Origin of the sequence: Arcanobacterium phocae, assembly GCF_018913465.1 — a bacterium.
GTDB lineage: Bacteria > Actinomycetota > Actinomycetes > Actinomycetales > Actinomycetaceae > Arcanobacterium > Arcanobacterium phocae_A.
Genome location: NZ_JABAPM010000002.1, coordinates 205383 through 219648, shown reverse-complemented (window position 1 = coordinate 219648; position 14266 = coordinate 205383). Strand labels below are relative to the sequence as shown.

Annotated in this window: 12 protein-coding genes; 10 read left to right on the top strand and 2 right to left on the bottom strand. The window is 51.4% G+C overall.

The genetic code is table 11. The features are described from left to right. Positions 1-30 precede the first annotated feature (30 nt). The 9 genes from rbfA to KSO86_RS03535 all read left to right on the top strand — a co-directional run bounded on the left by rbfA (position 31) and on the right by KSO86_RS03535 (position 10185). Positions 31-522 carry a 30S ribosome-binding factor RbfA gene (gene rbfA, locus KSO86_RS03575; RefSeq protein ID WP_216378906.1) on the top strand — a complete coding sequence of 164 codons (492 nt, stop codon included), beginning with the start codon at positions 31-33 and terminating at the stop codon, positions 520-522. Positions 523-567: 45 nt separating this feature from the next. Beyond that, complete coding sequence (gene truB, locus KSO86_RS03570; RefSeq protein ID WP_216379066.1) at positions 568-1551, top strand: tRNA pseudouridine(55) synthase TruB; 984 nt, start codon at positions 568-570, stop codon at positions 1549-1551. 167 nt (positions 1552-1718) lie between these two features. Beyond that, positions 1719-3626, top strand: coding sequence for an HAD family acid phosphatase (locus KSO86_RS03565; RefSeq protein WP_216378907.1), 1908 nt, complete (start codon positions 1719-1721; stop codon positions 3624-3626). Positions 3627-3809: 183 nt separating this feature from the next. Then, positions 3810-3992 (top strand): hypothetical protein, encoded by a 183-nt coding sequence (locus KSO86_RS03560; protein ID WP_157672976.1) that lies wholly within the window; start codon positions 3810-3812, stop codon positions 3990-3992. Between the two features lie 3 nt (positions 3993-3995). Beyond that, entirely contained in the window at positions 3996-4991 is a 996-nt protein-coding gene (locus tag KSO86_RS03555; protein WP_216378908.1) for a bifunctional riboflavin kinase/FAD synthetase, read from the top strand. A gap of 141 nt (positions 4992-5132) precedes the next feature. Beyond that, on the top strand, positions 5133-5543 hold the full coding sequence (locus tag KSO86_RS03550; RefSeq protein ID WP_216378909.1) for a hypothetical protein: 411 nt from the start codon (positions 5133-5135) through the stop codon (positions 5541-5543). Positions 5544-5698: 155 nt separating this feature from the next. Then, a complete protein-coding gene (gene rpsO / locus KSO86_RS03545) occupies positions 5699-5968 on the top strand; it encodes a 30S ribosomal protein S15 (protein WP_091282045.1) in 270 nt (89 codons plus the stop codon). 320 nt (positions 5969-6288) lie between these two features. Next, positions 6289-8670, top strand: coding sequence for a polyribonucleotide nucleotidyltransferase (locus KSO86_RS03540; protein WP_216378910.1), 2382 nt, complete (start codon positions 6289-6291; stop codon positions 8668-8670). A 204-nt stretch (positions 8671-8874) separates the two neighbouring features. Continuing rightward, positions 8875-10185, top strand: a complete 1311-nt coding sequence (locus KSO86_RS03535) for a M16 family metallopeptidase (RefSeq protein ID WP_216378911.1) — start codon at positions 8875-8877, stop codon at positions 10183-10185. Positions 10186-10190: 5 nt separating this feature from the next. Here KSO86_RS03535 and KSO86_RS03530 read toward each other — a convergent pair whose 3' ends face one another. Next, positions 10191-10772 carry a hypothetical protein gene (locus KSO86_RS03530; protein WP_216378912.1) on the bottom strand — a complete coding sequence of 194 codons (582 nt, stop codon included), beginning with the start codon at positions 10770-10772 and terminating at the stop codon, positions 10191-10193. 76 nt (positions 10773-10848) lie between these two features. Between KSO86_RS03530 and KSO86_RS03525 the strand changes: the two genes are divergently transcribed. Beyond that, on the top strand, positions 10849-12522 hold the full coding sequence (locus KSO86_RS03525; RefSeq protein ID WP_216378913.1) for a ribonuclease J: 1674 nt from the start codon (positions 10849-10851) through the stop codon (positions 12520-12522). 604 nt (positions 12523-13126) lie between these two features. On the opposite strand, the gene KSO86_RS03520 is transcribed toward KSO86_RS03525, so the two are convergent. Continuing rightward, positions 13127-14251: an ABC transporter ATP-binding protein gene (locus KSO86_RS03520; RefSeq protein ID WP_216378914.1), complete on the bottom strand. Its 1125-nt coding sequence runs from the start codon at positions 14249-14251 to the stop codon at positions 13127-13129. Positions 14252-14266: the final 15 nt, after the last annotated feature.

Here is a 14266-nt window from a genome sequence, read left to right as displayed (position 1 = left end):
AGTCGTGTGCGCTTAGTAAAGTGAGGAACTATGGTTAATCCACGCGCCGCTCGAGTAGCGGAACGTATTCAACAGGTAGTGGCATCAATGCTTGACAAGCAGATCAAAGATCCGCGGTTAGGTATGGTCACCATTACTGATGTGCGGGTAACTGGCGATTTACAGCATGCAGATGTGTTCTACACCGTTTTCGGTGATGAGCACGACGCAAAGAGTACTGCTGCAGCATTACGCTCAGCTACCGGAGTGATCCGCTCAAATGTTGGTAAACAGCTAGGTTTACGCTTGACTCCGTCGCTGGCATTTCACTTGGACGCACTGCCAGAATCGGCAAAATCCATTGAGGATCTGCTTATTGCGGCTCGTTACCGTGATGAACAGATTCGGAAGATGGCTCAAGATGCCCAGTATGCTGGAGATCCTGATCCATACCGGAAGCCAGATGAAGAATCAGCAGAATCTGTAGGCCTAATGGACAGCGAAGCTGATGACGAGCTGACTGACTCCGAGTCGGCCGAGTAAGTGGCCCGGAATCGTAAACGCGAGATAGATCGCCCCCGGCGTATTATGCCGTGGGGCGATCTGCCGCGTGGTCTGCATGAAGCTATCGATGGTCTGATTCTTGTAGATAAGCCACAAGGCGTTACCTCGCACGATATCGTGGGTGCTTTACGCCGGCTCGGTGCTACTCGCAAAGTCGGGCACACCGGTACACTCGATCCCATGGCCACCGGACTTCTGACGGTAGCATTTGGTAGAGCGACCAAACTGGTCCAGTACCTAACCGGTGCTGACAAAACGTATGTAGCACGGATCGTCTTGGGAGTCGGAACTGACACCGATGACGCAGACGGCGTTCCGATCGTTCCGTCAAATGATCAGATAGACGCTGTTAGCGCGATCGATTCCGATCGGATTGACACGGCGATAGCTGAACTAACTGGTCAGATCCAGCAAGTCCCGGCTACCGTTTCGGCGAAGAAAATTGGTGGAAAACGAGCCCACGATCTTGTTCGCGATGGTGCGCAAGTAGATCTGGCTGCTCAGACAATTACAATCTATCGATTTGATCGGACCTCAGATGTTGCATCTGAATCTGTGCAAATTGGGGACAAAAGATACGACACCTTGGCTTTTGACGTTGCCGTTGACGTTTCTTCGGGAACCTATGTACGTGCTTTGGCCCGCGATCTTGGCGCAAAACTTGGAGCTGGGGCACACCTGTCAATGCTGCGCAGGCAGCATGTGGGACGATGGGATGTGGATCAGGCTCATACTATTGAGATACTCCGAGACCGTATTGCTGATGGGGGAGAGCTACCGGTAGTCGGGATCGATGACGTGTGTGCACAAACATTCTCTCGGATCGATATAGATGTGGCGGAGGCTGAACGGCTTGGGAGAGGACTGTTTATCGATCGTCGCGATCCGATTAGGATTGACGGAGCCAATAAATGGCCTGCATGTGCATTCTTGGGGGAGCAAGCAATTGCGATTGTCTCCCCGCGTTCTAAACAGCTCAAACCTGATCTGCAAATTCGGATCTCCTGACGCTTTGGCTGTGTCTAAAACTTGGCAATAGCGCAAACCTTGACATATATCGACGAGGTTTGCGCTATTACCGCATTTAGCGTTCGGCACCGGGATATGAATGGGGCTATCATGTACCTCTGAGCACATTGTGCGAGGACGTTATTATTCTTCAACGAGGAGGACACGTGATCCCAGATTACTGCGTACCTGATCTTGCTAAAACAGGTATGTCAACAGGTTTATTAGCTGCACTTGCACTCGGCATGCTCATGCTGGGTGCTTTTTTAATTATCCGGAAAAAGCGCGCGGGAGTAGCCATGATGCTCCTCGTCGCATTGGTCGGGGCAATGACGTACGCTCCGGTGCAGTCCTATGCGTCAACAGCCAAGAAATGCCCGCAAGGCTATCACTATGACGCTGCAAAAGACAAGAAAGCTGACGCGGACAAGCCGCAGCAACAACCAGATTCCAGCAACACGGGCATTTCTCGGCCTGCCACCGACGAATCATGGATGACACCTAAAACAACCTTCACGATGAAGGCTGATGGTTCAACCGGTGACATTGCTTCTGGTGAAGATATTATCAACTGGGATGTCGCTAAAAAGACGCTGCGTGCATACATGAATGCCTCGAAAGATGGCATCGCCGACAAGAACGATTCGCCATACATTCGGGATGTTACTGCTATTGCTTCGGCGGCCGGTGATGAGGTAGCGAAAATGTGCTCTGATGCCAAAGCTGCTGGTAAGAAACCTGCTGCTGTGTTTGATTCAGATGACACCACATTATGGACGTACGACATGGAAGACGGGGCGATGAATTTCGCTTTTACGCCTGCAAAACAGCAAGCTTGGTTTGATGCTCATGAAATGCCGGCAACTCCGGGAATGGTTGACGCTGTGAAGAAAATTCACGATGCTGGCTGCCAGATTATTGGATTGACAGGCCGTAATAGCAAACAACAGGCATATACCGTGGTTAATTTGGAGCATGCTGGATATGTTGATGCAGACGGAAAGCCGTTGTTCACGAACGAGTATTTCTTTACGAAGTTCATGAAGGACGATCCGATGCCGGAGTATCTAGTTAACCAAGGCCGTTGTGACATGGAAAAGAAGAAGTGTACAACTGTTCAGTTTAAGGCTGGTACTCGCCAACATATTCAGGAAGACCTTGGCTACACCATTATTGGAAACTTCGGTGACCAATGGTCCGATCTGCAAGGTGGTCAAGCCGAAAAGTGGGTCAAACTACCAAATGCCACTTACTATTTGCCTAGCCCAAACCTAGACGCAGACTGGGAAGCTCGCGATAAAGCTGCAGGTATGGCACCAGCTGAATCCACGTATGTTGTTGCACCTGATGGATCTTCCGGAGCGCGTCCGGGGGTGAAAGACTCTGATATTCCAAATATGGATATTGTGAAGTCAACCTTGCGTCATTACTATGCGGCGCATAAGGACGCTGAGCTGGGTCAATACGTTTCTAGCAAAGAAACTTCACCATACATCAGCGAGCTGAAGGCAGTCACGGATAAAGCTCGCGGTGAGGTCGTCGAGCGCTGCCAGACTGCTGTTGCGCATGGGGAAAAGCCAGCTATCACGCTGGATGCTGATGACACGACGTTATGGACTTATGACATGGAAGAATGGATGGAGTTCGCGTTCTCACCAGCAAAGCAGATTGATTACCTCAAGACGAACTACCATGCGCTTCCAGCAACACCTGGAATGGCGGAACTAGTTTCTGCTGCTAAGGGTGCCGGCTGTGAGGTTATTGGTTTAACTGGACGTTCCGATGATCTAAAAGAGATAACTCAGCGGAACATGACGGAAGTTGGATATCCAGCTATTGATCCGAGCATCTACTTCACGAAGAAGACATCCAAGGCTGCTGAACTTCCGCAGTGGGTTACGTGTGCTAAGGAAAAGTGCACTACTATCGAGTTCAAATCCTCGGTTCGTAAGCATATCGAGAATGACTTAGGTTATCGCATCGTCGGTAATTTTGGCGATCAATACTCTGATCTGATTGGTGGATACGCGGACGCCCACTACAAGCTCCCTAATCCTACATATTATTTGCCGTGAGTTAACGGTGAACTGAGGGAGCAGGATAGATCTCATCTATCCTGCTCCCTTTTTCTACGGATGTTGTGCCAAAATCTTGGCAATAACGCAAACATAGGTATGTATGGACGAGGTTTGCGCTATTACCGAATTTCCGGCACACCACCTAACCTATTGTCAACCGGCCGTATTATCATGGTGCCCATGACTGAAGAGAAAAAGGGCTGCGGTTGCGGCGGTAAGAAAGCAGCAACAGCTGGTCAGCACAGTGGGTGTGGTTGTGGCGGCAAGGGTCGTCATCATGGAATTCGTACTGAGAACACCCCAGCCTCTGCGCCGGATGATGTCTCGCAGGGTCGTAAACAATTAGGATTGCGTGGAATTTAACCGATGCAAATTTGGCATAGTGCAATCGATATTCCGTGCGATATCGGCACGACAGTTGTGACTATTGGTATTTTCGACGGTGTGCATAAGGGGCACCAGGTAGTGGTGCAAGAAACCGTCCGGCAAGCCCGTCAGCGTGGTCTGAAAGCAGTCGCATTAACTTTTGATCCGCATCCGCGTCTCGTTCATAATCCGGATACTCCCTTACCGTTGATTACGTCTCTTGCTGATCGCTTAGAACGATTAGAAGCGGCTGGGATTGATGCGGTTTTTGTTCAACATTACACGCTGGACTACGCGCGCCAGAGCCCACAAGAATTTGTTGACCAGCAACTTGTAGACATGTTGCATGCTGGGGTGGTTGTAGCTGGAGAAGATGTACGGTTTGGGCGTAATAACTCAGGAGATGGTGATTTTCTGCGTTCCTATGGGCGTAACCATGATTTAACCGCGATTATTTTGGATGATGTTTGTGATTTGCATGATGGTAGACGGTGGTCCTCTACATGGGTGCGTGATCTACTGCGTGCCGGTGATGTTCGGCAAGCAACGCAAGTACTAGGCCGACCACACCGGATTCGTGGCGTAGTTGAGCATGGTTTTAAGCGTGGTCGTCAACTTGGCTTTCCGACGGCGAATCTGCCGGGCGTAGGCGTTGGCGAAATACCTGCTGATGGTGTTTATGCTGGCTGGCTAGTACGTACCATCCCAGAAACGAAGGCAACGGAACATTTGCCGGCTGCAATTTCTATTGGAACTAATCCGCAATTTGATGGTGTTGAACGCACAGTAGAGGCCCACGTACTAGGGCGAAGTGATCTTAACCTTTACGGGGAAGAAGTCGCGATCGATTTTATCGACTATGTGCGCCCCATGATGAGCTTTTCTGATGTTAATGAGCTGCTCTGCCAAATGGATAATGATTTGCGGTCCACCGCGGACATCTTGTCCGTGCCAGTGGCGGGACGAGTCGATCCAGATTCGGTGACGGCGTACTAGCGGTTAGGCACTAAATACTCATAGACGGTTGCTTCAATCTGCGCTAGGATTGATTTCAATATCTGCAGATTCTGGCCAAATGAGGAAGATGTCTGCACGCTCAAATACCCTTTTAGGGGAATACGTCATTGAGGAACCGACATGGATAAGTACCTACGCAATGAAGCTATCGGAGAAGCCAGTCTATTTACAATTATTGGTGTGTGGCGTTCTGTTGTGCTCAGTACTAACCAGTATCCGTTTTATTTAATGGAGCTAGTCGTGTGGCTACTTCTGGTTGCTGGACTGATTATGCAAGCGCTGGCATACCGCGATATTACTTGCTCCGCGAGAAAAGCGATTGCCGGAATTACGATTTTAGCGTTTGCCTGCGGTGTAGCTTGTGGAAGTGTTTTGCTTGCGTGGTCTAATAGTCTAGGGTCAGCTGGGGAGTTACAACCAGATGCAGAGGTGTTAATTTTAGCAGCAGTGAGTCTGCTCGGATTATTTGTATGGCTTTATCGGACGCTTAGGTATTTACATATTGGTGCGGAAACGTCGCGCTTGCCTTGAGGTACGTGAAGTAAGTACCCAATTTCACAAGGCTCGATTCGGGCGTCAAGTCTAGCCGTGGTAGAATCAAACAGCCGTTGGATCGGCCACGGAGTGTCATCGCTCGAGAGAACAAGCCTCGGGCTCCGTGCAACAAGGACAAAAGGAGTGATCGTATGGCTCTATCTGCAGAGCGTAAGAACGAAATCATCAAGGAATACGCAACTCATGAAGGTGACACCGGTTCTCCGGAGGTCCAGGTTGCACTTCTGTCTGCCCGCATTAAGGAACTGACAGAGCACTTCCGCACTCACAAGCATGATCACCACTCACGTCGTGGTCTGATGCTTCTCATTGGTAAGCGCAAGCGCCTCCTCGGCTACTTGGCTGCTGAAGATATCGAGCGTTACCGCTCCCTTATTGCACGTCTCGGCTTGCGTCGCTGACGTGAAAATATCGGCCCGGCCGTCATGGTTCGGGCCGATAAGTTTATGTGCGCCTTTCACAACATTAAGGCAGATAATCGCGTAACATAGATTACGTAACTGGCGGCCCCGTCGTCGTCACTACGTATAAAACGTCCAGTTTTATACACGGCGCCAAGCGCCTACGGAAAACCGCGTACCTCGCTGGTACGCATCGAAGATAAAGAAGCTGCCCGCGAGGTTCGGTCCTCGGTTGTGGTGAACGGAAACTAGCAGAAGCTAGGAAGTCCGTTCATGAGAATCGATGACCGCACCAGGGCGATAACCGTAAAGGAGATCCCATGGAGGGTCCAGACGTAAAATTTGCTGAAGCCGTTATTGATAACGGAAAATTCGGCACCCGCACCATTCGTTTTGAAACCGGCCTATTGGCCCGTCAAGCTGCTGGTTGCGCACTTGCATACTTAGATGACGAAACAACTGTTCTCTCGGCAACCGCTGTGTCAAGCCAGCCGAAGGAACATTTCGACTTCTTCCCACTCACCGTCGATGTGGAAGAGCGTTCATACGCAGCCGGTCGTATCCCAGGATCGTTCTTCCGTCGCGAAGGCCGTCCAACTACTGACGCTATTTTGGCTGCCCGCCTCATTGACCGTCCTCTGCGTCCAGCCTTCGTTAAAGGCTTGCGCAACGAGGTTCAGGTCGTAGCGACTATCCTTACCATTCACCCAGATGACGCTTATGACGTCGTAGCAATCAACGCTGCGTCAATGTCCACCCAGCTTTCGGGTCTACCATTCTCCGGTCCAATCGGAGGCGTTCGCCTTGCTCTTATTGACGGTCAGTGGGTAGCATTCCCACGCTGGTCTGAACTTCCACGCGCGACTTTTGTCATGGTTGTTGCTGGACGTATTGTGGGCGACGACGTCGCCATTATGATGGTCGAAGCAGAAGGTGGCGAAAATGCCATCGAGAACATTGCTAAGGGTGGCGTGAAGCCAACTGAAGAAGTTGTTGCTCAAGGTCTCGAAGCTGCAAAGTCGTTCATTCGCGTGTTGTGTGAAGCTCAGGCAGAATTGGCTGCTCAGGCTGCCAAGCCAACCGAAGAATACCCACTCTTCCCATCGTACGAAGATGCTGAATACGATGCTGTTGCAGGTAAGCTCGGCAACCGGTTCGAAGAACTATGGGGCATCGTCGATAAGCATGAACGTGACGATGCATTGAATGCGTTGACTGAAGACATCGTCGAATCCCTCATCGAGGAATTCCCAGAGCGCGAGCAAGCACTTGCCTTGGCAGTCAATGCTCACTGGAAGAAGGCAATGCGTGAGCGCGTCCTGACCACCGGTGAACGCATGGACGGCCGCACCCCACTCGAAATCCGTACCATCACCGCAGAGTCTGGCATTTTGCCACGAGTTCACGGTTCGGCACTCTTCCAGCGTGGCGAAACCCAGATCATGGGCGTCACCACCCTGAACATGCTCAAGATGGAACAGCAGATGGATAACCTTTCTCCGGTTACCTCAAAGCGCTACATTCATCACTACAACTTCCCGCCATACTCAACTGGTGAGACCGGTCGCGTTGGCACACCAAAGCGCCGCGAAATCGGTCACGGAATGCTTGCTGAGCGTGCACTTGTTCCAGTGTTGCCGTCGCGTGATGAGTTCCCATACGCTATCCGCCAGGTCTCCGAAGCTCTCGGTTCGAACGGTTCTACCTCGATGGGTTCGGTCTGTGCATCAACTATTTCGTTGATGAACGCAGGCGTTCCGTTGCGGGCAGCTGTTGCTGGCATCGCTATGGGTCTCGTTTCTGGCGAGATCGACGGCGAACAGCGTTACGTAGCTTTGACTGACATCCTCGGTGCAGAAGACGCATTGGGCGATATGGACTTCAAGGTTGCCGGTACCCGTGACTTCGTCACCGCACTCCAACTTGACACCAAGCTTGATGGTATTCCGGCTGAAGTTTTGGCGGGTGCACTCGGCCAGGCGCATGATGCCCGTCAGGCAATCCTCGATCTGATCGAAGAAGCTGTTCCGGAACCAGAAGAAATGGCACAGACTGCACCACGCATCATCTCTGTGAAGATCCCAGTAGACAAGATCGGCGAGGTCATCGGACCGAAAGGCAAGATGATTAACCAGATCCAAGAAGATACTGGTGCAGATATCACGATTGAAGACGATGGCACAGTGTTCATTGGTGCAACCAATGGAACCTCCGCTGAAGCTGCTCGTCAGACGATCAACCAGATCGCTAACCCAACCATGCCAGAAGTCGGTGAGCGTTTCGTTGGAACCGTCGTCAAGACCACGACCTTCGGCGCATTCATCTCCTTGGCTCCAGGCAAGGACGGTTTGCTCCACATCTCGCAGATCCGTCGCCTCGTCGGTGGTAAGCGCGTTGAGAACGTCGAAGACGTCCTGAACGTAGGCGATAAGGTTGAGGTTGAACTCGCTGAGATTGATCAGCGTGGAAAGCTTTCCCTTCATGCCGTTCTGACCGAAGAACAGCTCGAAGCTGAAAAGGCTGCAGAGGCTGAATTCAAGGCCAAGCGCGCGGAACGTGGTGAACGCGGCGAGCGTTCGGACCGCGGTGAGCGTCGCGAGCGTTCGGACCGTGGTGAGCGTCGCGAGCGTCGCCCACGCCGTCGGACCCGTAAGGTCGAAGAATCGGCAGATTCAGCTCCGTCAGCAGAATCAGCTGAGTGATTAACTAACTCATAGAGCGGGACAAGACTTCGGTCTTGTCCCGCTCTGTAGTATCCGTATACAAAGGATGCTCGCTAATAACTGCCTTCCCAGTAACAGTCAGAAAAGTCTTACGAGCCGTTACCTGTGACGATGCAGTAAGATAGGGAATTGCCGTGTGTAACTGTGTGTACACCGGCGAATTGCCCACATTAGGAGGAATGTATGACCTTCACAACCGTCAACTTGCCGATGGATACCTACGAAACACTGACTTTTGTAGAAGATGGCATCGTTGGTCAACGAACGATTTTGCCTGGTGGGGTACGAGTACTGACTGAAAAAGTACCAGGCCAGCGTTCGGTGTCGGCAGGGTTTTGGGTGAGTGCCGGCTCGCGTGACGAGCTACCAGGGCAGGAAGGCTCCACACACTTTTTAGAGCATATGCTGTTTAAAGGTACTGACACACAAAGTGCTACAGATATTTCTGCTCTTGGTGATTTCCTCGGTGGAACGCTCAACGCCGCTACTGCACGTCAATACACCTCCTATTATGGGCGTGTTTTTGCGTCGGATCTTCCGCAGCTGATGGAGTTGCTGATCGATATGCTCACTCGGTCTACGCTCGACGCGGGAGAGATGGAAACCGAACGCGGCGTGATTTTAGAAGAATTAGCTGCTTCGGAAGACGACGTCACTGATGTTGCCGAACATGCGCTACTGCCGTTGGTGATGGGCGACCATCCGCTAGCACGCCCAGTTGGTGGCACGCCGCAAACCGTGTCTGGGTTGCGTCATAGTGACATGCTCGATCACTATCACCGGAACTACCAGCCACAGGAGATTATTTTTACCGCTGTTGGCGATGTTGACCATCGTGATTTTTGTGAACTTGTGCAGGCATTGTTGTTGGGGAGTGGTTGGATTCTTGACGACGGCGTTCTGCCGGCTCCTCGCCGGCGAGTTGCTGATATTTCTTACCCGACGATCGGGCAGGACGTACGCATGACTCGTCCGGGACGACAGACCGCGGTAGCTCTTGGGTGGCCAGGTTTGACGATCGACGACGAACGCGAGCATACGGCTATGGCTCTTGAACTTATTCTTGGCGGTGGTCCGTCGTCGAGGCTATTCCAAGAGGTTCGTGAAAAGCGCGGGTTGGCATACTCAACCTATGCGTGGCAGATGAATTCAGCTGAAGGCGGTGCGTTCTTCTTGGAAGCTCAATGCCAGCCAGAAAATGCTGACGATGTGGCGGCAATTATGACTCAATGCCTAGAAGATATTGCGCATGGGGGAGTATCCCAGCAAGAAATGTTGACGGCATTCAACCAACGCCGCGCTCAGCTTGTTTTCTCAGCTGAAGCGAATGGTTTTAGACGGTCACGGCTAGGACAATCTGAGATTTTCCGTGGCGATATTTGGTCTATCGAGCATTCGCTCGAAGCCTCACGCCGGGTGACGGCAGATCAAGTACAGCAGCTGGCTCTCGATATTCTTAGCCAGCCACGATCGTCAGCTATCGTTGGACCATAACGTAACTACAATAACGCCCACCACAAGAACTCGGCTACCTCGCCGCCATCGATCTGTGCCACGCGGCGGAGCGGGCGCGCTCTGAATCCGGTCTGAGTAAGTAGGTTTGTCATTTTGTCATGCCCGGCGATGACCCATATGTGGATCTCGGTTGCCCCAGCGTCCTTGGCGATATCAGTTAGTGCAGCTAGCATTCGAGGCTCATGCTGTTGGGTTGCAAACCGGGACGGCACATCGAAGGCTTGAATCTCAACGGCAACCCGTTTTTTACCGGTTTCGGAATCGAGACCGTCGGGATCGTCGTCGTTCAGAATAACCGGATCCGCCGGTGCCAGGACAGCCAAACCCTCAACGTGTTCATTCGCGTCAGCCACGAGTACGTGACATCCTGGAATCGCCGGGCGCGATAATGTATCGGTCCACACGGAGGCCAGCGATCCGACGTCGAGCATCATGCGTACTCCAACGCCAGGCGTTCGCTCTAAACCGGCACTAATCGCTTCGAACATTGCTTCGGATTGGACTCGACCGATAGCTAACGCATCTTGAGGGAGTGCCGGACGTACTGATAATTTATCGCTACTCACGTACCTATTGTCTCAACTTCGTTCAGAGTTAGCGACCCGGTTCTGCCAAGGAGAGCAATCAGCTACAATAGGTAGTGTGAATGAACTATTGCCTCCAGAACTTCAGCCGGACACGGTACGCATCGTCCCGCTTGGTGGAATCGGCGAAATTGGCCGAAATATGACTGTCTTTGAACTTAACGGGCGCCTGCTCATCGTCGATTGTGGCGTACTGTTCCCTGAAGAATCCCAACCAGGTGTAGACCTTATCCTTCCAGACTTTGACTACATCAAAGACCGGATGGACGACGTTGACGCTATTATTCTTACCCATGGACATGAAGACCATATCGGGGCAGTGCCGTATTTGTTGCGGTTACGTGAGGATATTCCGATCATCGGATCAGAACTCACGATTGCACTAATCGAGGCCAAGCTCGCTGAACATCGGATTAAGCCATACGTCATGGTAGTCCAAGAAGGCGATGTGGAAAAGATCGGCCCATTCGAATGCGAATTTGTGGCCGTTAACCACTCGATTCCTGATGCGCTGGCGGTGGCAATACGTTCGGTGGCTGGAACTATTTTGCATACTGGCGATTTTAAGATGGATCAGTTGCCGCTCGATGGGCGTATTACTGACCTGCGCACTTTTGCCCGGCTCGCCGATGAAGGCATCGACCTATTCATGGTGGACTCCACCAATGCAGAAGTACCCGGGTTTGTCCGTTCCGAAGGCGAAATCGGGCCAGTGTTAGAGAGCGTTTTTGCTCAAGCAACTGGGCAGATCGTGGTCGCGTCTTTTGCTTCGCACGTCCACCGGGTACAACAAGTATTCAATGCAGCCGCCAAGTTTGGCCGCAAAGTGTGTTTCGTTGGCCGATCTATGGTGCGCAATATGGGCATCGCTGAAGAACTTGGCTATCTCAACGTTCCAGATGGCGTACTGGTAGACCTAAAGAATGCGCCATCGGTTCCGCCGGAAAAGATTGTCTATATGTCTACCGGTTCGCAAGGCGAGCCGATGGCTGTGCTCTCGAGAATTGCCAGTGGAACACATAAATCGATTGCGGTTGGACCAAACGATACCGTCATTTTCGCTTCCTCGATGATTCCGGGTAACGAAAACTCTGTATTCCGATTGATCAACGGGTTAACGAAGTTGGGTGCTCGCGTCGTCCATCAGGGCAACGCTAAGGTACACGTTTCTGGTCACTCCGCCCAAGGTGAATTGCTGTACTGCTACAACACTGTTGAGCCAGAATATGTGATGCCTGTACACGGCGAACCACGCCACCTCGTTGCTAACGGTGCTATTGCTGTGAAAACTGGTGTGCCGGCGGGGAACGTGCTTTTGACTGAAGATGGTTCCGTCATTGACATGCACGATGGCAAATGTGCCATCGTTGGTGAAGTCCCGTGTGGTCACGTGTACGTTGATGGCTCATCGGTGGGCGAGATTACCGAAGCGGAACTTACTGATCGCTTGACGCTTGGCGAGGAAGGCTTTATCGCTGTCTTTGCTGTTGTGGATAGGCAAAAGCGCCGTATTATTGCTGGTCCACATATCCAAGCTCGTGGCATGGCCGAAGACGATTCAGTTTTCGATAACATTTTGCCTAAGGTCACTGAAGCATTAGAAGAAGCAATTGCTTCCGAGGGCGCAACAACCTATCAGATGCAACAAGCTATGCGGCGGGTACTAGGGCGCTGGGCTGCTAAGTCGCTTCGGCGTTCACCGATGATCATTCCAACGGTGATCGAAGCATAAGGATAAGCTTGAAAGCTGTTAGGCTAATAGTTTTTGAAGGTTGGGAACATTTACCGATGCTCCCAACCTTCTTCGTATGAGTCGTGAGAACAATGTGAACGAGGCAAAAGTTTTTTAGACTGAGATTAATACTATTATTGGTATTTTTTCTTTAGCTTCTGAATGCCCGCTTGATTGATCCATTCCTCGGAAAAGCCGCATCTACAAGACATATCTATCGACTAAAACTGCGGAAATATAAGTCAAACCTACTACTATATTGTTTCCTACGCCGTAGGCCCTTGCGCTTCCGGGGACCTTGACAAGTTCATTACTGCCGCACTTTGGGCATTTATGAGTATTTTTCATGGAAAAGTCACCTCACCAAAATCCCATTTATTTTACTATTTGGCATTATTGTAAAAAACCGTGGCTGGCCTATAGCTCAAGTAACCAGTACCGTGTGCACTCAGTTTGCATTTTCGGTATGAAACTGGTGATTTCTGCCGGATTTTGGCTGAAATGCAAACTGGATGCACAAGAAGTGCCATAGAGGTGGCCGGGTTCTGAAAATCTCAGAACCCGGCCACCGGTGGAGAGATAAAAGAGGAGAGAAGGAAATGCGTTAAGCTGCTGGCAACGCCCACGCTTTACGCGGATCGAAGGAGATTCTCGCCCAATCACCTTCGGCAGCGATCTTGTCAATATCCGGATCGGATTCAATCACAACGATCGTGCCGGATTCGCTTTCCACTTCGTATTCAACATGGTCACCGAAGAACACGGTGGAGAGCACCCGAACTGTGCGGCCAACGATTGCGCGTGGATCGCTATCGGCAAGTCCTACGAGGCGCATCGATTCTGGACGCACAAGGACAACTGTTTCTTCACTACTGGCTACTGTACTATGTGCCGGAACTGTTAATTCTTCCTGCAACGCATTCACACGAACCTGATCAGTGCCTCGCTCTAGAACATCACACGGTAAGAAATTCGCGCGCCCGATAAAGTCTGCCACGAACACGGTAGCAGGGTGGCGGTAAATCTCTTCTGGAGATGCTACCTGCTCGATCCGGCCGTTGTTCATCACTAGCACCCGATCGGATAGGGTCATGGCTTCAGACTGATCGTGGGTCACATACAGCGAGGTGATTCCCAGCCGGCGTTGCATTTGCCGTAATTCCATCCGCATGCGTTCACGGAGCTTGGCATCCAGGTTTGATAGCGGTTCATCGAATAACAATACTTTCGGTTGCATGACGATTGCTCGGGCTAACGCTACACGCTGCTGCTGGCCACCAGAAAGTTGAGACGGCGCGCGGTCTTGCAAACCCGTCAAACTCATCGATGCCAAGACTGCATCCACAGCCGAGTCCATCTCAGCACGTTTCATTTTCTTGATCTTTAAGCCGTATTCGATATTCTCGCGGACTGTCAGATGCGGGAAGAGCGCGTAGGACTGGAACACCATAGTCATCGGCCGCTTTTCCGGTGTCACTGCCACGATGTCCTTGCCATCGAGTTCGATAGCGCCAGAGGATGGTGTTTCAAAGCCAGCAACCATACGCAGTGTTGTTGTCTTTCCACAGCCAGAAGGTCCAAGTAGAGTTAAAAACTCGCCCGGCTCAATCTCAATATTTACATCATCGACAGCGCGGAAAACGCCATGATCGGTAGGGAATTCTTTGATAATATCTCGTAGAACCACGCGTCCTTGCGGGCCTGTTGAGGAAGTTGTTGTTTTATTCATGAGAAGTTTCTTTCC